Source organism: Jannaschia halovivens, assembly GCF_046452375.1.
GTDB classification, from domain to species: domain Bacteria; phylum Pseudomonadota; class Alphaproteobacteria; order Rhodobacterales; family Rhodobacteraceae; genus Jannaschia; species Jannaschia halovivens.
Genome location: NZ_JBKFDJ010000002.1, coordinates 750,341 through 769,565 on the forward strand (window position 1 = coordinate 750,341; position 19,225 = coordinate 769,565).

Below are 19,225 nucleotides of genomic sequence, written 5' to 3' on the forward strand. Positions count from 1 at the left end.
TGGTCGATGACCGACACCGCCGTCGAACTCCACGTCCTGCAGGGCCTCGACCAGATCGACGCCGCCGACTGGGATGCCTGCGCCTGCCCCGAGGCGGCCGACGGTGGCCCGCCCGACGATCCATTCACGACCTATCGCTTCCTGCGCGCCCTCGAAGAAAGCGGCAGCGTCGGGCCCGGCACCGGGTGGCAGCCGCACTACCTGACCGCGCGTCGCGGCGAGGACGTGATTGCGGTCGCGCCGATGTACGCCAAGGGCCACAGCCAGGGCGAATATATCTTCGACCACAACTGGGCGCATGCGTGGGAGCGAGCGGGCGGCGACTACTATCCCAAGCTCCAGGTCGCGGTGCCGTTCACGCCCGCGACGGGACGCCGGTTCCTCGTGCATCCCGACCATGCGGCGATCGGGTTCGATGCGCTGGTCCAGGGCATGGTGGCGGTGACCGAGCAGAACGACCTGTCGTCGCTGCACGTCACCTTCTGCACAGAGGCCGAGCGTGATGCGGGCGCAGCGCGGGGCCTGATGGCGCGGAGCAGCCAGCAATACCACTGGTTCAACGACGGCTATGCGGATTTCGACTCCTTCCTCGCCGCGCTCTCCAGCCGGAAGCGCAAGACGCTGCGCAAGGAACGGGCCACGGCGCAGGGCTTCGGCGGCGTCATCCGCGCCTATACGGGCGACGATCTGAAGCCGCATCACTGGGACGCGTTCTGGCGCTTCTATCAGGACACGGGCGCGCGCAAATGGGGCCAGCCCTACCTGACGCGGGCGTTCTTCGACCGCGTGCAGGAGACGATGCGGGACGACGTCCTTCTGGTGCTCGCCGAACGCGAGGGCGAGCCGGTGGCGGGGGCCCTGAACTTCATCGGACGCGACGTGCTCTACGGTCGCTACTGGGGCTGCGCCGAGCACCACCCGGCCCTGCATTTCGAGCTTTGCTACTACCAGGCCCTCGAGCACGCCATCGCGCGGGGCCTCGGCCGGGTCGAGGCGGGCGCGCAGGGCGATCACAAGCTGGCGCGCGGCTACCTGCCCGTGGTCTGCCATTCGCTGCACCACATCCCGAACGAAAGCTTCCGCCGGGCCATCGCGCAATTCCTCGACGCCGAGGCCGATGCCATCGAGCAGGACATCGAGGTGCTGACCGCCTACGGTCCGTTCCGACGCGACCGACAGGAGGAACAGGAATGACCGAAGGGGAATGGACCATACGCGACGGCGGGCTGGAGCGCCGCTTCGTCTTTGCCGACTTCGCGGAGGCCTGGGCCTTCATGTCGCGCGTGGCCCTGTTGGCCGAGCGCCACGATCATCATCCCGACTGGACGAATGTCTGGAACCGCGTCGATATCCGCCTTACGAGCCATGACGCGGGCGGGATCACCGACAGGGATCACCGTCTGGCAGAGGCGATCGACGGACTGACCTGATGAACGAACTGCTCTCGACCGAGATCTACGCCGGCAAGACGCTGGGCGATTTTATCTCGTTCGATTTCCTCGCGGCCCTGCTGGGCGATATCCTCGCGGCGATCCTCGTCCTCTTCGTCGGCTTCCTGATCTCGGGCTGGGTCGGCCGCCGCATCAAGGGCCTGGCCGACCGGCACGCGCGGCTGGACCAAACGCTGTTCGACTTCCTCGCCAATATCGCGCGCTACGTGGTGATCGGTCTGGCGTTCCTGATTGTGCTGAACACGTTCGGCATCCAGACGACATCGCTCATCGCCGTCATCGGTGCGGCGGGCCTCGCCATCGGCCTTGCGCTGCAAGGCACGCTTTCGAACGTTGCGGCAGGCGTGATGCTGATCTTCTTCCGCCCCATCAAGCTGGGCGATTTCGTCACGATCAACGGCGAGAGCGGGACGGTGAAGTCGATCAACCTCAACTTCACGGAACTGGCCAGTATCGGGAACGTACAGATCATCATCCCCAATTCCGAAGTCTGGGGAAACACGATCACCAATTACTCGGCCTATGACACGCGGCAGGCCGAATGGATCTTCGGCGTGGCCTACGACGCCGACCTGGGCTTGGTCGAGCAGGTCATCCGCGACACGATCACGTCCGACGCGCGCTTCCTCGGTGAGCCGGAGCCGACGATAAAGGTCGACGCGCTGGGCGCTTCCTCGGTCGATTTCCTCGTCCGGGCCTGGGTCAAGCGGACCGACTTCTTCGGCTACTGGAAGGACATGAACCGCGACGTGAAGCTGGCGCTGGACGCGGCGGGTGTGGACATCCCCTTCCCCAACCGCACGGTGCACATCGTTCGCGAGGACTGAGGCAGACCACGCGCCGTCACGCGGCGGCGGCGCGGCTCACCATCCCGAAGAGATCGCGCGGATCGTCCGGGTCGGCCAGCATGTCGAGATCGACATAGAACCCCGTCCGCTTCATCTCGCCGTGGATGTGGCGCAGGGCGCTGAAATCCTCGGTCGCGAAGCCCACGCTGTCGAAGAGCGTGATCTGCCCCTCCGACGTCCGCCCCGGCACCTCGCCCGAGAACACGCGCCAGAGCTCGGTCACCGGATGATCGGGCGCGAGCTGCTGGATCTCGCCCTCGATCCGCGTCTGCGGCGGGTATTCGACGAAGATGTCGGCGCGGTGCAGGATGTCGCGATGCAGCTCGGTCTTGCCGGGGCAGTCGCCGCCGATGGCGTTCAGATGCACGCCCGCGCCGACCATGTTGTCACTGAGGATCGTGGCCTGTTTCTTGTCGGCGGTGCAGGTCGTGATGATCTGCGCACCGGTGATCGCCTCCTCGGCGGAGGTGCAGGGCACGACCCGGAGGTCCGTGCCTTCGAGATTGCGGGTCGCCTTCTTGGTCGCGGCCGGGTCGATATCCCAGAGCCGGACCTCCTCGATCCCGAGGACGTGGTGGAAACCCAGCGCCTGGAACTCGCATTGCGCGCCATTGCCGATCATCGCCATGACGCGGGCATCCTTCGGCGCGAGATGTCGCGCCGCGACGACCGACATCGCCGCCGTCCGCAGTGCGGTCAGAACCGTCATCTCGGACAGCATCACCGGGTAGCCGGTATCGACGCGGGCCAGCACGCCGAAGGCCGTGACGGTCTGAAAGCCCCGCGCCATGTTGGCGGGGTGGCCGTTGACGTATTTGAAGCCGTAATGCTCGCCGTCCGAGGTCGGCATCAGCTCGATCACGCCCTCTTCGGAATGGCTGGGCACGCGGGCGACCTTGTCGAAATCTTCCCACCGGAGGAAGTCGGCCTCGATCCGGTCGGCGATGGCCGCGATCGTCTCGGCCACGCCCGCATCGTTGACGATCCGCATCATGTCCTCGACCGACACGAAGGGCACCATGGCCAGTTTGGAGGGGCTCAGATCGGTCATGTGCGGCTCCGGGTCGGGCGGTCGAGGACGGATTTTCCGAAGAGCGACGAGACGAGGTCCACCAGCAGCGTGGCGGTCCGGCCCCGGTCGTCGAGAAATGGGTTGAGCTCGGCGAGGTCGAGCGATGTGACGAGGTCCGCGTCGTGCAGCATCTCCATCACCAGATGTGCCTCGCGGAAAGTGGCGCCTCCGGGGACCGTGGTGCCGACGGCGGGCGCGATGGAGGGCTCGAGGAAGTCGACATCGAAGCTGACATGCAGGTCGCCGCCCGCGTCGCGCACGCGGTTGAGGAACGCGCCCAGCGGGGCCGCGATGCCGCGCTCGTCGATGGCGCGCATGTCGGTCACGTCGATGCCTGCATCGGCCAGCGCGGCCTTCTCGAACGGGTCGACCGAGCGCAGGCCGATCATGCAGATGTTCGCCGGATCGACCGTGGCGCGCGGGGCCGGGAAATGCGGCGTGAAGTGGGCGCGCCCGGCGTAGTAGGCGACCGGCGTGCCATGCAGGTTGCCGCTGTCGGTCGATGTCAGGTCGTGGATATCGCTATGGGCGTCGAGCCAGAGCACGAAGAGCGGGCGCTCGGACCGCGCCGCCATCGCGGGCACCGTCCCCGCCGCCATCAGGTGATCGCCACCCATGAAGATCGGAACCGTGCCGCCCGGGACGTCGACCGACTGCAGCGCCTCGACCCAACCGGCGCAGAGGTCGAGATCGTGGATCGCGGGGTTCGGCGCGGGCGGGCGCGGGGTCGTCTCGGACGTGAGATTGCCGCGGTCTGTAACGTTGTGGCCAAGCTCGGCCAGCGCGCGGGCCAGCCCGGCGGTCCGCAGCGCATCGGGACCCATGACGCAGCCGCGCCGGCCAGCGCCGGATTCGACGGGGGCCCCGATCAGGGTGATCTCTTTGGTCATGGACGCCTCTCCTCGGTGTTGTGCGGAGAGTGTCCGTCTGGACGCGCGACGGACAGGCGTCTAATTGACCATAATGGGCGACGGATCGCCCGAAACGATAAACAGGATTGTGTAGAATGGACGATCTTGATCGACGCCTGCTGGCGGTACTCGCGACCGATGGGCGCGCCCCGATCTCGACGCTGGCGGGAACGCTGGGCGTGACGCGGGCCACGGTCCGCGTCCGAATGGAGCGCCTGGCCGAGGCGGGCGAGATCCTCGGCTACCGTGCAATCCTGAAGAGCGATCTGGCCGACCGGCCCGTTCGCGGCATCATCCTGATCGAGATCGAGGGACGCGGGGCGGCGCGCATCGCCCGCGGCATCGCCGCCATGCCCGAGGTCGAGGCGGTGCATTCGACGCATGGGCGCTGGGACCTGATCGCGGAACTCGGCGCCGACACGCTCGAAGCGCTCGACGTCACGCTGAACCGCATCCGGCTGATCGAGGGCGTCAGCCGGTCGGAAACCAACCTCTACCTCTCGACCCGCCGGAGCTGAGCGCGGCTAGACCGTCGCCAGCAGCGCCTCGCCACCGGACGTCTCGCAGACGCCGGGGCTCTCTTCGGCATGGAGCGTCTTGACCACGCCGTCCTCGACGATCATCGCGTAGCGCCGCGAGCGGCCGTGGAACCCCGCGGGCGGCGCGTCGAAGCCCATGCCGACCGCGCGCGTGAAGGCCCCGTCGGCATCGCCGAGCATGTGGATCCCGGCATCCGTCGCACCGGTATCGGCGCCCCAGGCCTTCATGACGAACGGATCGTTCACCGCGACGCAGATCACCTCGGACACGCCCTTGTCGGCGAACTGGTCCTTGGTGCGGATGAAGCTGGGGACATGGGCCGACGTGCAGACACCGGTATAGGCCCCCGGCAGCGCAAAGAGCGCCACCGTCTTGCCCGAGACGAGCGAGGCGAGCGACACCGCCTCGGGCCCGCTGTCGCCCATGCGCAGAAGCTCGGCGTCGGGGAGGCGGTCGCCTTCTTGGATTGCCATCGGTGCGGTCCTCGCGTTTGAAACTCTGACCAAGGGCATATAGCCCTGCCGGAGCAACGCGGCCAGTGAGGGGCGTCATGGATCATATCGCCATCATCGGCGCCGGCCAGGCGGGGGCCACCTGCGCCGAGACGCTGCGCAAGCGCGGCTTTGCCGGTCGCGTCACGCTCTGGGGCGACGAACCCGAGATGCCCTACCAGCGACCGCCCCTGTCGAAGGACTATCTCCTCGGCGACATCACGCGCGAGCGGCTCTACCTGCGACCCGCCGCGTTCTGGGTGGAACAGGGTGTCGAGCTTAGGACGGACACCCGCATCACGGCCATCGACCCGGAGGCGCGGACGCTGACACATGCGGGCGGCACCGAAGGCTGGGATGCGCTGGTCCTCGCCACCGGATCGCGCGCCAATGTCCTGCCCCAGCGCTGCACCGGCGGCCTGCCCGGCACCCATGTCGTCCGCACGCTCGCCGATATCGACCGTCTCGCCCCCGAAATGACGGAGGGCCGCCGGATGCTGGTGGTCGGAGGCGGGTATATCGGCCTCGAGGCGGCGGCGGTGGCCCGCAAGATCGGGATGGAGGTCGTGCTGGTCGAACTGAACGTGCGCCTTCTGAACCGCGTGGCCTGCAAGCCGACGGCGGACTGGTTCCGCGCGCTCCACCGCGACCAGGGCGTCGATATCCGCGAGGGCGTCGGCCTCGACACGCTTCTGGGCAACGGACGCATCACGGGGGCGCGGCTGACCGACGGTGCGGAGCTGGAGGTCGAAGTGGTCATCGCCGGAATCGGCGCGCAGCCCGAGACATCGCTTGCCGAGGCGGCGGGCCTGACGCTCGACAACGGGATCGCCGTGGACGACCGCGGTCGCACATCGGCGCCGAGCATCTGGGCCGCTGGTGATTGTTGCTCGTTTCCGTATCGGGGCGACCGGGTGCGGCTCGAATCCGTGCCGCATGCCATCGATCAGGCCGAGGCCGTCGCGGGCAACCTCATGGGCGACGACGCGCCTTACGTGGCCAAGCCCTGGTTCTGGTCCGATCAGTACGACGTGAAGCTGCAGATCGCGGGGCTGAACGCGGGCTTCGACGACATCGTGACGCGCGATGGCGAGGGCCGGTCACACTGGTACTACGCCGGGGACACCCTGCTGGCCGTCGATGCGATGAATGCGCCCCGCGCCTATACGGTCGGCAAGCGCCTGATCGAAGCCGGACGCTCGCCCGACAAGGCGGCGGTGGCGGATGCCGGGGTCGCGATCAAGTCGCTGCTGTGAGGATCGTCGGCGGGCGATGGCGCGGGCGCAGGCTTGCCGCGGTCGGGGCCGGCGATGCGGCCGCGCATCTTCGCCCGACGACCGACCGGGTGCGCGAGTCGATCTTCAACCTCCTGCTCAACTCGCATGGACTGGACCTCGATGGCGCCCGCGTCCTCGATGTGTTCGCGGGCACCGGCGCGCTGGGACTCGAGGCGCTGAGTCGGGGGGCCGCGCATGCGACATTCGTCGAAAGCGGCCGCGCGGCGCTGGCGATCCTGCGCGAGAACGTGGCCCTGCTGGAGGCACCCGCGACCATCCTCGCGCGGGACGTCCGGCGCATCGGGGCGGGCACGCCGCACGACCTAATCCTGCTCGATCCGCCCTACGGCAAGGGGATGGGCGAGGCCGCGCTCGACGCGCTCCGGGCGGGCGGTTGGCTGGCACCCGGCGCGACCATCATGTGGGAGGACGGCGCGGCGCCACGCCTGCCGTCCTTCCTGTCGCTCGCCGATCAGCGGAGCTATGGCGGCACGGTCGTGACCCTCGCCACGGCCTGACGCATCTCCTAGCGTGCCTCGGCGGCGGCCATCGCGGCGCGCGCATCCTCGACCAGCGCCGCGCCGTCGAAGCCCTTGCCGTCCATTTCGGCGATCCAGGCGTCGATCACACCGGCACCGAGCGCTTCGATCTCGGTCGTCACCTCGGGCGACATCTCGGCGATCTGGTTGCCCGATGCCTCGATCACCGCGCGGCCCTCGACATCGCCGGTGTCATGCGCACGGCCCGCCCAGGCCGAGGCCATCGCACCGGAATTGGCATCGATCACCGCGCGCAGATCGTCGGGCAACCCCTCGTAGACGTCGCGGTTCATGGCCCAGAGGAAGTAGAGGTTGTAGAGAGACCGGTCGCCCGCCACGTCGGTATGGCTGTCGGTCAGCTCGTCGAGCTTCAGGGACGGCGCCTGCTCCCAGGTGATGACGCCCCCGTCGAGCACACCCTTCGACAGCGCCTCGGGGAAGGCGGGGACGGGCATCCCGATCGGGTTGGCGCCCATCGCGTCGAGCAGGAGCGTCGCCGGGCGCGACGGGCCGCGCAGGTTCAGCCCCTCGAAATCGGCGACCGTTTCGGGCGCGGCGCCCTTTTTGTGGACCAGGCCCGGCCCGTGCATATGCGCCGCGATGACGTGGATGTCGGCGAAGTCATCCATCAGATGCACCTGGGTGAAGTCCCACGCAGCGACCGAGGCCGCCTCGGCTGATTTGGGCGTCATGAAGGGCAGCTCCAGAGCCTCGGCCTCGGGAAAGCGCCCGGCCTGGTAGCCGGGGATGACCCAGCCGCCATCGACCGCACCGTCGGCGATCAGGTCGTACATATTGGGTGCCGCCCCGCCGAGTTGCATGAACGGGTAGAGCTGCACCTCGATGCGACCCTCGGACTGTTCCTCGATCGCGTCGGCCCAAGGCTGCATGAAATGCGTGGGGTTGGCCGAGGCCGGGTTCACGAAGTGCTGGAATCGTAGTGTCACCTCGGCGGCGGCGACGGGCAGAGCCGCGACCGAAAGAGCCGTGGACAGGGCGATGAGACGAAGGCTGGTCATGGTTGCGACCCCCATATTTTGCGTCAGGGTCTCTTACCTATCTGAAAGAACGCCCAAGGGGAAGCAAAAACTTGCGAACGATTCGCAATCAGGAATCGAGCGCGCGGCCATAGGCGATCACGTCCTGCTCGCGCTCGATCCTGTGCAGCCCGGCCCGCGCGAGTGTTTCCGTGATCGCATCGACCCCGGCCTCGCCATAGCCATAGACAGCCGGATGCACCTCGAGGACGACCGCGTCGCAGCGCCGGAGGGTCTCGACCTCGGCGGCGATCATCGCCGTCTCGGCGCCCTCGATGTCGGAGACCAGCGCGAACCGGCCCGGCAGACGCGCGGCAAGGTTGGCCAGCGTCACGGCGGGCGCGTCGAACCCGTCCTCGTCGCCGCGCGCGACATGGCCGACATGCTGGTTGTGGCCGCGGGCGAAGCGCACATGGCTCGCACCCGAATAGTCCACCGCCGCCTGCACCAGCTCGGTGCGGTCGGGTTGCGGTCCGGTCGCGTTGGCAAGCGCGAGGGGGGCGATGTCGGGATTGGCCTCGACGAGGATGTGTCGGGCGTCCGGGCCGATCCGATCACGGATCGTGGCCGAGACGATGCCGATGCAGCCGCCCAACTCGATTACGTCGGTGCCGGGGGCGACATGCGCCCGGATGAGCCGGGCCTCCGGCGCCTCGTAGGGACGGCCCCGCGCCAGGAGATAACGCAGCGCGAGATCCGCACGCTCATCCACCGTCACGTCGATCCCGTGGGGGCGAAAGACGCCACCGTTCCCGGTCAGCCGACCATGTGCCCAGACATAGCCCGCGCGCCGCGCGCGCACCTGCATCCGCTTCAATGTCGCGATCATCATCTGCCCTCTCGTCTCCGCCGTTCCCGCGGTTGGCCGCGATCCTACCGCGCAATATGGCGGAACTGTGGAACCCGCCCCCTTGCCGCGCGAATCGTCATATGGGAGTCACGCCCCATGTCGTCCTCCCCCGCACCCGAAGCCCTTCTGTCGACCGTCTTCGGCTTCGACGCGTTTCGCCCCGGACAGGCCGAAATCGTCGAGGCGGTCGTCGCGGGCCGCGACGTGCTGGCGATCATGCCGACGGGCGGGGGCAAGTCGCTCTGCTTCCAGCTCCCGGCGCTCTGCCGCGAGGGACTGACGGTCGTAATTTCGCCGCTGATCGCGCTGATGCGCGACCAGGTGCGCGCGCTGACGGCGGCGGGCGTGGCGGCCGGCGCGCTGACGAGCGGGAACACCGAGGAAGAGACCGAGGCCGTCTGGGATGCGATCGACGCGGGCACGCTGAAACTCCTCTACATCGCGCCCGAACGGCTGGCTTCAACGGCGACCGAGCGGATGCTCAAGCGCGCGAACACCACGCTGATCGCCGTGGACGAGGCCCATTGCGTCAGCCAGTGGGGTCACGACTTCCGGCCGGACTACCTCAAGATCGGGGCGCTCCGGCGCACCCTCGGCGCGCCCCTCGCCGCCTTCACCGCAACCGCCGATGCCGAGACCCGCGCCGAGATCGTCGCCCGCTTGTTCGAAGGCGAACCCGAGACGTTCCTGCACGGGTTCGACCGCCCGAACCTCACGCTCGCCTTCAGTCCCAAGAACCAGCCGCGCCAGCAGATCCTGTCCTTCGCTGCCGCGCGCAAGGGGCAGTCGGGCATCGTCTATTGCGGCACCCGCGCCAAGACCGAGGGCCTCGCCAAGGCGCTGCGCGACGCGGGCCACGCCGCCTGCCACTACCACGCGGGCATGGAAGCCGACGACCGCCGCGAGGTCGAGATGCGCTTCGGGCGCGAAGACGGGCTGATCGTGGTGGCCACAGTTGCCTTCGGGATGGGTATCGACAAGCCGGATATCCGCTGGGTCGCCCATGCCGACCTGCCGAAATCGGTCGAGGGCTACTACCAGGAGATCGGCCGCGCGGGCCGCGATGGTGCCCCCGCCGATACGCTGACGCTGTTCGGGGCCGACGACATCCGCTTTCGCCGTCAGCAGATCGACGAAGGCCTCGCCCCGCCCGAGATGAAGCAGGCCGATCACGGGCGGCTCAACGCGCTGCTGGGTCTGGCCGAGGGGCAGGTCTGCCGCCGGGTGAACCTGCTGGGCTATTTTGGCGAAGCGCCCGCGCCCTGCGGCAATTGCGACCTCTGCGCGACGCCGCCGGAGTTGTTCGATGCAACCACCGAGGTGCGCAAGGCACTGTCGGCGATGCTGCGGACCGAGGAGCGGTTCGGCATCGGCCACCTGATCGACGTGCTGACGGGCACCGAGACCGACAAGACGCGCCGCTTTTCCCACGACGCGCTGCCCACATGGGGCGTCGGGCGCGACACGCCGAAGCCCCAATGGCAGGCGATCTTCCGACAGATGATGGGGCTCGACCTCGTGCGGCCGGATGCCGAACGCCACGGCGCGCTCCGGATGACCGATCCTGCCCGCCCGATCCTGCGCGGCGAGGCCTCGGTGACGCTGCGTCGCGATTCGATCGTGCGGGCCGAACGTCGCCCGGCGGTGAAGCAACTGGTGAGCGAGGAGGACGCGCCCCTTCTTTCAGCCTTGAAGGCCAAGCGCCGCGCGCTGGCCGAGGCGCAGGGCGTCCCGGCCTATGTCGTCTTCACCGACCGCAGCCTGATCGAGATGGCCGAGACGCGGCCCGCCGATCTCGACGCGATGGCCCGCGTGTCCGGCGTGGGCGCCACCAAGCTGGAACGCTACGGCGCGGCCTTCCTGTCGGTCATCACTGGCGAGACGCCCGATGCGCCCCACCCCGCCCGTCGCAAGCTGGCTGGCCGTGCGGAGGGCGCGATCTACGACCGCCTCCTGTCGGTGCAGAACGATCTGGCGCGCGGACCGGGCGGGGTCGACAAGCCGATGACCTGCTCATCGTCGCAACTGGCCAAGATCGCTCGCGCCCCCGCCGACCCCGAAGCGGTCGCCCGGATCCTCGGGGACCGCCATGCCGAGCGCTTCGGCGACGCCTTCCTCGAGGTCCTGCGCGACGGCTGACGCGCCATCCGCCCCGACGTCCTGCAATCGGGACCTTGAGCCCGGAGCCCGAGCCGCTACCTTGCGCCCGGTCCGCAAGACAAGGTCGCCATGCTCACCGTAATTTCGCCTGCGAAAACATTGGACTTCGCCCCGACAGACCGCGCCGCCACCGCGCCGCGATTCGCCGAGGACACCGCGAAGCTGCTGGTTTCGGCGCGTCGGCAGGGGATCGGCGATCTCGAACGGCTGATGTCGATCTCGACGAAGCTAGCACGGCTGAACCGCGACCGGTTCCGCGACTGGGACAGCGCGCCCGAGAAACCCGCGATGCTCGCCTTCGCGGGCGACACCTATTCGGGCCTCGACGCGGCCACGCTCTCGGATGACGCGATCCGACGGGCGCAGTCGCATCTGCGAATCCTTTCGGGGCTCTACGGGCTGCTCCGCCCGCTCGACGCGCTCAAGCCCTACCGGCTGGAAATGGGCGCGCGCCTGCCGACGCGGCGCGGCAAGGACCTCTACGCCTTCTGGGGTGACCGGATCGCGCGGGCCCTGAACGAGGACGCCGAGGAGACGGGGGCCGCGCATCTGCTGAATTGCGCCAGCCAGGAGTATTTCGGAGCCGTGGACCGCAAGGCGCTCGACCTGCCGGTGGTCACGCCGACCTTTCTCGAAGACCGGCCCGGCGGCGCGAAGGTCGTCAGCTTCTTCGCCAAGCAGGCGCGCGGCGCGATGGCGCGCTTCGTGGCCGAGCATCGGATCACCGATCCGGCCGACCTGCGCGCGTTCACCTCCGGCGGCTACGCCTGGCAGGAGAGCCCGCTCGACGCGCCGGTCTTCCTGCGCGCCGGCTGAGCGTCAGCGGGGCGTGTCCGTCCCGAAATAATCGCGCAGAATGCGGGCATAGATCGCCTTGAGCTGACCGATCTGCTCGACCCGGACCCGTTCGTCCACGGCGTGCATCCGGTGGCCGATGAGGCCGAATTCGACGACCGGGCAGTGATCCTTGACGAAGCGCGCATCCGACGTGCCGCCGGTGGTCGACATCTCGGGGGTTCGGTTCGTCTCGACCTGCACGGCGTCCGCCACGAGGGCGGAGAGGTCGCCCGGCGGCGTCACGAAGCTCTCGCCCGAGATCTTGACGCGCATCCCGATGGCCACCCCCGTCTCGGCGGCGACGCGATCCGCCTCGTTGCGCAACCAGTCGGTCAGGGAGGCGCCGGAATGGGCGTCGTTGAAACGGATGTTGACGGTCGCGCGCCCCTCGGCGGGGATCACGTTCGTGGTCGCGTTTCCGACATCCATCGTCACGACGGCGAGGGTGGAGGCATCGAAATGCTCCGTCCCCGTATCCAACTCGTGCGCCGCGAGATCGGCCATCAGGCGCGCCATCGCGGGCAGCGGGTTCAGCGCCCGGTCGGGATAGGCGGCATGGCCTTGTGTGCCGGTGAATGTGAACCAGGCCGACATCGAGCCGCGCCGGCCGATCTTCATCATCTGGCCCATGTGGTCAGGCGAGGTCGGCTCGCCCACGAGGCAGACATCCATCCGTTCGCCCTCCGCCTCCATCCAGTCCAACAGCGCCACGGTCCCATCGGTCGCATCCCCCTCCTCATCGCCGGTGATGGCGAGGATGACGGCACCGTCGGGCGGCGTATCGGTCACGAAATCAACCGCGGCGGCGGCGAAGGCCGCGACGCCCGACTTCATGTCCGTGGCCCCGCGGCCGTAGAGCCAGCCCTCCTCGATCACCGCGCCGAAGGGGTCGTGGGTCCAGGCGGCGGCGTCGCCCACGGGCACGACGTCGGTGTGGCCGTTGAACCCGAAGGTCCGAGCAGCAGCCTTCCCGCCCCAGCGTGCAAAGAGATTCGAGACGCCGCCCCGGTCGACGCGCGTGCAGGCGAACCCGGCCCCGGTCAGGAGGTTTTCGAGGAGGACCAGCGCGCCGCCTTCCTCGGGGGTCACGCTGGGGCAGCGAACGAGCCGCGCGGTCAGGTCGACGGGATCGACGGCCATGTCAGTCCTCCCGGAAGACGGTGCTCTGGGCGACGACGACCGAGTTTTCCGCCAGCGCGCGATCCATCAGCGCGCGTTCGCCATCCTCGATGTCGTGGCCGTCCTCCAGCCGCTCCTCGAGCGAGCCGTAGCCGGTGACTTCCAGCACGTTCATGTCGGCGGTCTTGAGGACGGCCACGGTCTCGCGGACGGCCTCGTCCTCGTCCACGCCGCTGGCGTAGCACATCAGCGCGGCCCCCGATGCGCCGTCGGGCAGGCCGTCGCCGGTCTTCCGCCCCACTTCGACCAGCAGGGTGTAGACGTGATGCGGGCGCTTGGGCTTCTTCTCGGTCATGGCTCCGGGGTGCGGCGCGCGGCCCCTCGTGTCAACCGGCCGCCCGCAAACGCGAAACGCCGCCCCCGGTTGGGGACGGCGCATCGGTCCTTCTGGTCGTGTCGCGTCAGCTGCGGACGGCGCGCACCCCGAAGATCAGGATGCAGGCGCCGACAATGCCGACGATAAGCTGCGGGATCCATGCGTCCGCGGCGTAGATGCCGAAGAGCCCCAGGATCAGGTTCAGCACGACGGCACCGACGATGCCGAGGATGATGTTCATCAGACGGCCGGTATCCGCCTTCATGATCATGCTCGCGATCCAGCCGGCGAGGCCGCCGACAATGATGGAGCCGATAAGTCCGAGACCCATTCTCAGGTCCTCCGTTCAGGTTGTGCACTGGCGATCCAACGCCGGGCCCGCCGGGATGTTCCGCTCCGGAGGCGTGTCGGGGCGTCTTTTTACATTCCCTGTGCGCGAGTCCGTGCCGATAGGGTTCGAACCGGCATCGGATGCGGCATCGAACCGTTCGTATCGCGTCGGTTGACGTGATTCCCACGCCGAGCCGATGGTGCGCGACATGGATGCGGGCCTCGGGATGGCGGCCGCGTTTGACAGGGTTTTCCCGCGACCCCATCTCAGGCGTCGGGAGGTCCGATATGGCGGACAATCAGCGCACGTCCCTCAAGCTGGCGCAGGCACGGCGACACAACATGGACGATTTCGACGCACTGCCACCGGTGCTGCGCGGCTGGTTGGCGACGGCGCGACTGCCGTGGTCGCCGGCATCCGCCCACCGGGCCTGGCGGCGCGCGCTGGTCAAGAGCTTCTGGCGCACGGATGCCGCCCTCGCGCGGATGGATGCGCTCGAGGAGGAGCGGCTGGCGCAGGATGCCTGGGCGAGCCGGATGGACCGGACGCCCTAGGGCGCGATGGCGTCCCCGGTGCGCGTCAGTCCCGAAGGAGTTCGTTGATCGACGTCTTGGAACGCGTCTGCGCGTCCACCCGCTTGACGATCACGGCGCAGTAGAGGTTCACGCCGTTCTTCGACGGCATCGAGCCCGCGACCACGACCGAGCCCGCGGGCACCTCGCCATAGGTGACCTCGCCCGTCTCGCGGTCGACGATCTTGGTCGACTTGCCGATGAACACGCCCATGCCGAGGACCGAGCCTTCGCGCACGATGCAGCCTTCGACCACTTCGGAGCGCGCGCCGATGAAGCAATCGTCTTCGATGATAGTCGGGCCGGCCTGCATCGGCTCCAACACGCCGCCGATGCCGACACCGCCCGAAAGATGCACGTTCTTGCCGATCTGCGCGCAGGAGCCGACCGTGGCCCAGGTGTCGACCATCGTGCCCGTGTCGACATAGGCCCCGAGATTGACGAAGGACGGCATCAGCACCACGCCCGGCGCGATATAGGCCGAGCGGCGCACGATGCAGTTCGGCACCGCGCGAAAGCCCGCCTGCTCCCACCGGGCGGCGTTCCAGCCGGCGAACTTCGAATCGACCTTGTCCCACCAGGTGCCGCCCTGCGGCCCGCCTTCCTGCGGGGACATGTCCTTGAGACGGAAGCCCAGCAGCACCGCCTTCTTGGCCCATTGGTTGACGTGCCAGTCGGCGCCGCGCTTCTCGGCCACGCGAAGTTCGCCCGAGTCAAGCGCGTCGAGCGTCGTCTCGATGGCATCCCGTGTCTCGCCCGTGGTCTGGGGGGTGATCCGGTCGCGGGCGTCCCATGCGGCTTCGATGGCGGCTTCGAGCTGTTCGTTCGACATGGGGCGCAGACCTTTCGTTGACTGCCCGCCTCCTATCCGCCACGCCGGTTCCGCACAACATCGGAGCCGTCCCCATGTCGCCCCAGGTCCTGCTGCCCGTCGCCATTGTGTTCCTCGTCGGCATCGGCTTCGCCATCCAGGCGCCGCTGAATGCCTCGCTGGGCAAGGCGATCGGCAGCGGCGTGGGCGCGGCGGCGATCTCGTTCGGCGTCGGGTTCGTGGCGCTGACAATCCTCACGCTGGCCTTTGGACAGGGCCCCGCCTTCGCGCGTGCGCTGGCCGCGCCGCCGCTTCTGTGGATCGGCGGGCTTCTGGGGGCGGGCGTCGTCTGGGCGATGCTCTGGTCGGTGCCGGTGATCGGCATCCTCACGGCCTTCGCCGCACTCCTGCTGGGACAGCTCGGGGCGGCGCTGGTGCTCGACGCGATGGGCGCGTTCGGCGCGCCGGTGACGCCGATCACGCTCAAGCGCGTGCTGGCCCTCGCGATGGTGGCGGGCGGCCTGATCCTGTCGCGGCTCTAGCCGATGGGATCGGGCGCGGGATTCGCTCCGCAGACCAGCACGGCGACACGCTCGTCCGGCGCAGGCACGTAAGCCCCGGAGAGCAGCGCGGCGAGGGCACAGGCCCCCGCGGGCTCGACCAGTTGCCGCGCCTCGCGCCAGAGCATCGCCTGCGCCTCGAGGATCGCCTCGTCGGTGACCGTGACGCTCTGGCAGCCGCCCCCATTCGCCAGATCGAAGCAGATCGATCCGATCCGCTTGGCCCCGAGCGCGTTGGCCCCGACACCCGAGACGTCCACATCGACCGGTTCGCCCGCTTCGAGCGCGGCGTGGAGCGCCCGCGACTGTTCCGGCTCGACCGCGACGACCGTCCTCCGCCCCCCGAACCAGGCCAGCGCCCCCGCGATCAGCCCTCCACCGCCGACCGCGATCAGCACCGTGTCGGCGTCGAGGCCCTGCGCCTCCCATTCGGCGAAGCACGTCCCCTGCCCCGCGACCGTCGGCACGGCGTCATAGGCATGGACCTGCATCGCCCCCGTCTCGGCCTCGTGCGTCCGCGCCCGCTCCAGCGCGTCGGCATAGAGGCCGGGCACCACGTGGCAGGTCGCGCCCGACCGCTCGATCACCGCGATCTTGGCGGGGCCCGCCACCTCGGGCACGAAGATATGCGCGGGATAGCCCAGCGCGGCCGCCGCGAAACCCACCGCCGCGCCGTGGTTCCCGCCCGAGGCCGCGACGACCCCGGCGGCGGGCACCTCGGCCGAGAGCAGCGTGTTGAACGCACCCCGCGCCTTGAAGCTGCCGGTGTGCTGCGCCTGCTCCAGCTTCACCTGGACCGCGTGCCCGCCGAGCGTCAGGTCCATGACGGGCGTCACCCGCGCATGGCCCGCGATTCGCGTCCGCGCGCCCTCGATCTTCATCGTCCAATCCATGTCGCGTCCCCCTTGCGGGCCTGTTACACCGCCCGGATGCCCGCGATGCAAGGAGCCCCCATGGACCACGACCGCCGCCACCCGATGCGCCATTCCCGCGAAGACCTGGAGACGGCCGAGGGCGTTCCCTCCACGCCGCAGACCGAGAACCCGGCCTATCGCCTGGCCTTCGCCGACGAGGACTTCCTCTGCCGCGAGGAGTTGCGGCCCGTGCGCCTGCAACTGGAGCTCCTGAAGCCGACGCTTCTGATGGACGAGGCGGATGTCCGTTCGACCGTGGTGATGTTCGGCGGTGCCCGTGTGCCCCGGCCCGCCGATGCCGACGAAGCCCGCACCGAGACGCTGCGCGGTCTGGCCAGCCAGTACGAGGAGGCACGCCGCTTCGCCCGGCTCGTGACCGAGCGCAGCCTCGCCGAGACGGGCGGGCGCGAGAACGTTGTCGTCACCGGCGGCGGCCCCGGCGTGATGGAGGCGGGCAACCGGGGCGCCAACGACGCGGGCGGGCGATCCATCGGCCTCAATATCGTACTGCCGCACGAGCAGGCGCCGAACGAATACGTGACCCCCGATCTCAGCTTCAACTTCCACTACTTCGCGGTGCGGAAGATGCATTTCCTCGTGCGCGCCGCCGCCGTCTGCGTGTTCCCCGGCGGGTTCGGCACGCTGGACGAACTCTTCGAGACGCTGACGCTGATCCAGACCGGCCGGATGGAGCGGGTGCCGGTGCTGTTGTTCGGCGAGGAGTTCTGGCGGTCGATCGTCGATTGGGAGGCGCTGCGCGACGCCGGGACCATCGGGCAAAACGACCTCGACCTGTTCCGCTTCGTGGAAACCGCCGAGGACGCGCTGGGGCACATGCAGAACTGGCACCTGCCGCTAACGCGGCGCGACGCCATTCCGGGGCGCGACGGCTAGACCCGGCCCGACACCGCCGCCTTGGCGCAATCGGCAAGGTTCGCGAAACCCACGACCCGGCCCGACAAGCCGGGTCCGTAATGGGCGTATTTGCCCGAGTTGGTGAGCACCCGGCGCGCTGTCGGCGGGAAGACCGGTTCGGTGATCGAACACCAGCAGAGATCCGGCACGAGGGTCACGCCTGACGCGACAAGGGCCTCGCGCGTCCCGTCGCCCGCGATCTCGGCCAGAACGTCGCGGCCCATCGTCAGGATCACCGCCGTGCAGACCCGCCGTCCGCCCAAACGGGATGCGAAGGCCCGGCATTCCGCCGCCGAGGCATGGGGCGAGCCCAGCGCCACGAGGTCCACGGGGCCGGGCGGTAGGGCGAAGCGCGCGCGGGCGGCGGCCATCTCGGGCGCGCCGATCCGAACCGTATCCGCATCCTCACGCGACGGACGGTCCGCCTCGGGCGTCACCCCCGCGATATGCAGCATCGGCGCGGCGGAGCTTGTCCCGAATGCCGCGCAAAGGGCCTTGAGGTCGTCCGCATCCGGCCCCGCCGTCTCGAGCCCTGTCAGCAGCGGCACCCGGTCGGGCGCGGCCTGTCCCGCGAGCCAGCCGAGCATGGCCCAATCGCCGTCCTCCATCGGCAGGTCGACCTCGATCACCCGCGCAGGCCGCCGCGCCGCATCGAGATAGACGCCGGTCTCGGGCGCGCGGCCGCTGATCGCGATGCAGAGATCCATGAAATCCGCGTGCTTCACCGTGCGCGCGCCCAGCACCGAATTGGCGTAGATCACCGCGTTCGATTCCGCCCATGCGATGACCTCGCCCGCCTGTGGCGGGTCGGCCAGAAGGTAGGGCGCGCAGGTGAAGCTCGCCTCGGCCCCCATCTCGACATAGGCGTCCGCCAGCCGCGCCGCCGGTTCGCCGAACGTCTCGGCCACGCCCTGGGCGCGCCAATTCGCGTGATCGACGGAAATCGCATTGGTCGTCGTCGGCACCCGGACCCGCGCGCCGCGTGCCGCCATCGCCTCGGCGAAGGTCAGCATCGCGGGGGCAGCGTAGATGCAGCCGTCGATATGGACGCGGCTGACGTCGATCAGGGCCTCGGCCCCCTGCGCCTCGGCCATGGCGACGACGACCTCCATGGCCATCCGCACCGCCTCGCCGCCCGCGCCGCCCAGCATCGCGCGGTCCACGCCCGAGAGCGACACCGCGCCGCCGACCGGGCGGAGCGGGATCGAGATCGCGTCGGTCTCCAACGCGTCCGGCGTGATCCGCACGCGCGCCGCCGCCGAGATCGCCGCGTAGTCCGAAGCGCCGAGGCGCAGCACCGGCACCACCCGCTCGAAGAGGCGCGCGGCGATCAGCGCGCCCAGCGTCAGCACCTCCTCGGTCTCGCGGAAGATCAGCGCGGCTGGCCCTCTGCCGTTGAGGATGAGGTCCAGCAGCACGCCGGACCCGGTGCAGGACCCGCGGCTGGTCGGCATGACCACGATCCGGCCCGCCAGATCGGCGCCGACCTGCGGATGATGCGCGTCGATGATGCGGCCGGTGGCGGGATCGACGCCGCCCCAGACGCTCAGGCCCTCGGTGCAGGCTACAATCTCGCCCTCGGCCGTCCCAGGAAGGATCGCGCGCGCCTCCATG

Annotated in this window: 22 protein-coding genes; 11 read left to right on the top strand and 11 right to left on the bottom strand. The window is 69.2% G+C overall.

Going from position 1 to position 19,225, the window contains the following annotated elements:
* The first annotated feature begins 6 nt into the window (after window positions 1–6).
* Genes ACK8OR_RS17215 through ACK8OR_RS17225 form a run of 3 tightly spaced genes read left to right on the top strand, consistent with a single transcriptional unit; the run spans window position 7 to window position 2,278 of the window.
* Entirely contained in the window at window positions 7–1,194 is a 1,188-nt protein-coding gene (locus ACK8OR_RS17215; protein WP_410190607.1) for a GNAT family N-acetyltransferase, read from the top strand.
* Entirely contained in the window at window positions 1,191–1,430 is a 240-nt protein-coding gene (locus ACK8OR_RS17220; protein ID WP_410190608.1) for a 4a-hydroxytetrahydrobiopterin dehydratase, read from the top strand. The genes ACK8OR_RS17215 and ACK8OR_RS17220 overlap by 4 nt, the downstream gene beginning before the upstream one ends.
* On the top strand, window positions 1,430–2,278 hold the full coding sequence (locus ACK8OR_RS17225) for a mechanosensitive ion channel family protein (RefSeq protein ID WP_410190609.1): 849 nt from the start codon (window positions 1,430–1,432) through the stop codon (window positions 2,276–2,278). The genes ACK8OR_RS17220 and ACK8OR_RS17225 overlap by 1 nt, the downstream gene beginning before the upstream one ends.
* Before the next feature lie 16 nt (window positions 2,279–2,294).
* Here the strand turns inward: ACK8OR_RS17225 and ACK8OR_RS17230 are convergent, their stop codons facing one another.
* Both ACK8OR_RS17230 and rocF read right to left on the bottom strand, forming a co-directional pair.
* The gene (locus ACK8OR_RS17230; protein WP_410190610.1) at window positions 2,295–3,350 is read right to left on the bottom strand and encodes an ornithine cyclodeaminase; all 1,056 of its coding nucleotides are present in this window, start codon (window positions 3,348–3,350) and stop codon (window positions 2,295–2,297) included.
* Window positions 3,347–4,261 carry an arginase gene (rocF, locus tag ACK8OR_RS17235; protein ID WP_410190611.1) on the bottom strand — a complete coding sequence of 305 codons (915 nt, stop codon included), beginning with the start codon at window positions 4,259–4,261 and terminating at the stop codon, window positions 3,347–3,349. The genes ACK8OR_RS17230 and rocF overlap by 4 nt, the downstream gene beginning before the upstream one ends.
* Before the next feature lie 116 nt (window positions 4,262–4,377).
* Between rocF and ACK8OR_RS17240 the strand changes: the two genes are divergently transcribed.
* Window positions 4,378–4,800, top strand: a complete 423-nt coding sequence (locus tag ACK8OR_RS17240; RefSeq protein WP_410190612.1) for an Lrp/AsnC family transcriptional regulator — start codon at window positions 4,378–4,380, stop codon at window positions 4,798–4,800.
* 6 nt (window positions 4,801–4,806) lie between these two features.
* Here ACK8OR_RS17240 and ACK8OR_RS17245 read toward each other — a convergent pair whose 3' ends face one another.
* Window positions 4,807–5,295 carry a peroxiredoxin gene (locus tag ACK8OR_RS17245; RefSeq protein WP_410190613.1) on the bottom strand — a complete coding sequence of 163 codons (489 nt, stop codon included), beginning with the start codon at window positions 5,293–5,295 and terminating at the stop codon, window positions 4,807–4,809.
* A 77-nt stretch (window positions 5,296–5,372) separates the two neighbouring features.
* Here ACK8OR_RS17245 and ACK8OR_RS17250 point away from each other — a divergent pair, with 77 nt between their 5' ends.
* On the top strand, window positions 5,373–6,569 hold the full coding sequence (locus tag ACK8OR_RS17250; RefSeq protein WP_410190614.1) for an NAD(P)/FAD-dependent oxidoreductase: 1,197 nt from the start codon (window positions 5,373–5,375) through the stop codon (window positions 6,567–6,569).
* Entirely contained in the window at window positions 6,566–7,108 is a 543-nt protein-coding gene (gene rsmD, locus ACK8OR_RS17255; RefSeq protein WP_410190615.1) for a 16S rRNA (guanine(966)-N(2))-methyltransferase RsmD, read from the top strand. Before ACK8OR_RS17250 ends, rsmD begins: the two co-directional genes overlap by 4 nt.
* An 8-nt stretch (window positions 7,109–7,116) precedes the next feature.
* Here rsmD and ACK8OR_RS17260 read toward each other — a convergent pair whose 3' ends face one another.
* On the bottom strand, window positions 7,117–8,148 hold the full coding sequence (locus ACK8OR_RS17260) for a TRAP transporter substrate-binding protein (RefSeq protein WP_410190616.1): 1,032 nt from the start codon (window positions 8,146–8,148) through the stop codon (window positions 7,117–7,119).
* Between the two features lie 88 nt (window positions 8,149–8,236).
* The gene (locus ACK8OR_RS17265; RefSeq protein ID WP_410190617.1) at window positions 8,237–8,998 is read right to left on the bottom strand and encodes an FkbM family methyltransferase; all 762 of its coding nucleotides are present in this window, start codon (window positions 8,996–8,998) and stop codon (window positions 8,237–8,239) included.
* A gap of 114 nt (window positions 8,999–9,112) precedes the next feature.
* On the opposite strand from ACK8OR_RS17265, the gene recQ reads away from it, so the two are divergent.
* Window positions 9,113–11,155, top strand: a complete 2,043-nt coding sequence (gene recQ, locus ACK8OR_RS17270; protein WP_410190618.1) for a DNA helicase RecQ — start codon at window positions 9,113–9,115, stop codon at window positions 11,153–11,155.
* A 90-nt stretch (window positions 11,156–11,245) separates the two neighbouring features.
* The gene (gene yaaA, locus ACK8OR_RS17275) at window positions 11,246–11,992 is read left to right on the top strand and encodes a peroxide stress protein YaaA (protein WP_410190619.1); all 747 of its coding nucleotides are present in this window, start codon (window positions 11,246–11,248) and stop codon (window positions 11,990–11,992) included.
* Between the two features lie 3 nt (window positions 11,993–11,995).
* On the opposite strand, the gene dapE is transcribed toward yaaA, so the two are convergent.
* From dapE to ACK8OR_RS17290, 3 genes are all read right to left on the bottom strand, one after another.
* Complete coding sequence (gene dapE / locus ACK8OR_RS17280; RefSeq protein WP_410190620.1) at window positions 11,996–13,153, bottom strand: succinyl-diaminopimelate desuccinylase; 1,158 nt, start codon at window positions 13,151–13,153, stop codon at window positions 11,996–11,998.
* 1 nt (window position 13,154) lies between these two features.
* A complete protein-coding gene (locus tag ACK8OR_RS17285; RefSeq protein WP_410190621.1) occupies window positions 13,155–13,487 on the bottom strand; it encodes a hypothetical protein in 333 nt (110 codons plus the stop codon).
* Between the two features lie 106 nt (window positions 13,488–13,593).
* The gene (locus ACK8OR_RS17290; protein ID WP_410190622.1) at window positions 13,594–13,839 is read right to left on the bottom strand and encodes a GlsB/YeaQ/YmgE family stress response membrane protein; all 246 of its coding nucleotides are present in this window, start codon (window positions 13,837–13,839) and stop codon (window positions 13,594–13,596) included.
* Between the two features lie 287 nt (window positions 13,840–14,126).
* Between ACK8OR_RS17290 and ACK8OR_RS17295 the strand changes: the two genes are divergently transcribed.
* On the top strand, window positions 14,127–14,393 hold the full coding sequence (locus ACK8OR_RS17295; protein ID WP_410190623.1) for a DUF6525 family protein: 267 nt from the start codon (window positions 14,127–14,129) through the stop codon (window positions 14,391–14,393).
* 25 nt (window positions 14,394–14,418) lie between these two features.
* Here the strand turns inward: ACK8OR_RS17295 and dapD are convergent, their stop codons facing one another.
* Window positions 14,419–15,243 (bottom strand): 2,3,4,5-tetrahydropyridine-2,6-dicarboxylate N-succinyltransferase, encoded by an 825-nt coding sequence (gene dapD, locus ACK8OR_RS17300; RefSeq protein ID WP_410190624.1) that lies wholly within the window; start codon window positions 15,241–15,243, stop codon window positions 14,419–14,421.
* A 74-nt stretch (window positions 15,244–15,317) separates the two neighbouring features.
* Between dapD and ACK8OR_RS17305 the strand changes: the two genes are divergently transcribed.
* Entirely contained in the window at window positions 15,318–15,764 is a 447-nt protein-coding gene (locus ACK8OR_RS17305) for a DMT family transporter (RefSeq protein WP_410190625.1), read from the top strand.
* Here ACK8OR_RS17305 and ACK8OR_RS17310 read toward each other — a convergent pair.
* Window positions 15,761–16,675, bottom strand: a complete 915-nt coding sequence (locus tag ACK8OR_RS17310; RefSeq protein WP_410190626.1) for a serine/threonine dehydratase — start codon at window positions 16,673–16,675, stop codon at window positions 15,761–15,763. The genes ACK8OR_RS17305 and ACK8OR_RS17310 overlap by 4 nt on opposite strands.
* 60 nt (window positions 16,676–16,735) lie before the next feature.
* Here ACK8OR_RS17310 and ACK8OR_RS17315 point away from each other — a divergent pair, with 60 nt between their 5' ends.
* Window positions 16,736–17,590, top strand: a complete 855-nt coding sequence (locus ACK8OR_RS17315; protein ID WP_410190627.1) for an LOG family protein — start codon at window positions 16,736–16,738, stop codon at window positions 17,588–17,590.
* Here the strand turns inward: ACK8OR_RS17315 and lhpI are convergent.
* The gene (gene lhpI / locus ACK8OR_RS17320) at window positions 17,587–19,224 is read right to left on the bottom strand and encodes a cis-3-hydroxy-L-proline dehydratase (protein ID WP_410190628.1); all 1,638 of its coding nucleotides are present in this window, start codon (window positions 19,222–19,224) and stop codon (window positions 17,587–17,589) included. The two genes, ACK8OR_RS17315 and lhpI, sit on opposite strands and share 4 nt — an antisense overlap.
* Between the last annotated feature and the right edge of the window lies 1 nt (window position 19,225).

Excerpts from the sequence above, each read along its gene's own strand:
- ACK8OR_RS17215 (WP_410190607.1), top strand. The coding sequence starts at position 7 with ATGACCGACACCGCCGTCGAACTCCACGTCCTGCAGGGCCTCGACCAG.
- ACK8OR_RS17220 (WP_410190608.1), top strand. The coding sequence starts at position 1,191 with ATGACCGAAGGGGAATGGACCATACGCGACGGCGGGCTGGAGCGCCGC.
- ACK8OR_RS17225 (WP_410190609.1), top strand. The coding sequence starts at position 1,430 with ATGAACGAACTGCTCTCGACCGAGATCTACGCCGGCAAGACGCTGGGC.
- ACK8OR_RS17230 (WP_410190610.1), bottom strand. The coding sequence starts at position 3,350 with ATGACCGATCTGAGCCCCTCCAAACTGGCCATGGTGCCCTTCGTGTCG.
- rocF (WP_410190611.1), bottom strand. The coding sequence starts at position 4,261 with ATGACCAAAGAGATCACCCTGATCGGGGCCCCCGTCGAATCCGGCGCT.
- ACK8OR_RS17240 (WP_410190612.1), top strand. The coding sequence starts at position 4,378 with ATGGACGATCTTGATCGACGCCTGCTGGCGGTACTCGCGACCGATGGG.
- ACK8OR_RS17245 (WP_410190613.1), bottom strand. The coding sequence starts at position 5,295 with ATGGCAATCCAAGAAGGCGACCGCCTCCCCGACGCCGAGCTTCTGCGC.
- ACK8OR_RS17250 (WP_410190614.1), top strand. The coding sequence starts at position 5,373 with ATGGATCATATCGCCATCATCGGCGCCGGCCAGGCGGGGGCCACCTGC.
- ACK8OR_RS17260 (WP_410190616.1), bottom strand. The coding sequence starts at position 8,148 with ATGACCAGCCTTCGTCTCATCGCCCTGTCCACGGCTCTTTCGGTCGCG.
- ACK8OR_RS17265 (WP_410190617.1), bottom strand. The coding sequence starts at position 8,998 with ATGATGATCGCGACATTGAAGCGGATGCAGGTGCGCGCGCGGCGCGCG.
- recQ (WP_410190618.1), top strand. The coding sequence starts at position 9,113 with ATGTCGTCCTCCCCCGCACCCGAAGCCCTTCTGTCGACCGTCTTCGGC.
- yaaA (WP_410190619.1), top strand. The coding sequence starts at position 11,246 with ATGCTCACCGTAATTTCGCCTGCGAAAACATTGGACTTCGCCCCGACA.
- dapE (WP_410190620.1), bottom strand. The coding sequence starts at position 13,153 with ATGGCCGTCGATCCCGTCGACCTGACCGCGCGGCTCGTTCGCTGCCCC.
- ACK8OR_RS17285 (WP_410190621.1), bottom strand. The coding sequence starts at position 13,487 with ATGACCGAGAAGAAGCCCAAGCGCCCGCATCACGTCTACACCCTGCTG.
- ACK8OR_RS17290 (WP_410190622.1), bottom strand. The coding sequence starts at position 13,839 with ATGGGTCTCGGACTTATCGGCTCCATCATTGTCGGCGGCCTCGCCGGC.
- ACK8OR_RS17295 (WP_410190623.1), top strand. The coding sequence starts at position 14,127 with ATGGCGGACAATCAGCGCACGTCCCTCAAGCTGGCGCAGGCACGGCGA.
- dapD (WP_410190624.1), bottom strand. The coding sequence starts at position 15,243 with ATGTCGAACGAACAGCTCGAAGCCGCCATCGAAGCCGCATGGGACGCC.
- ACK8OR_RS17305 (WP_410190625.1), top strand. The coding sequence starts at position 15,318 with ATGTCGCCCCAGGTCCTGCTGCCCGTCGCCATTGTGTTCCTCGTCGGC.
- ACK8OR_RS17310 (WP_410190626.1), bottom strand. The coding sequence starts at position 16,675 with ATGGATTGGACGATGAAGATCGAGGGCGCGCGGACGCGAATCGCGGGC.
- ACK8OR_RS17315 (WP_410190627.1), top strand. The coding sequence starts at position 16,736 with ATGGACCACGACCGCCGCCACCCGATGCGCCATTCCCGCGAAGACCTG.
- lhpI (WP_410190628.1), bottom strand. The coding sequence starts at position 19,224 with ATGGAGGCGCGCGCGATCCTTCCTGGGACGGCCGAGGGCGAGATTGTA.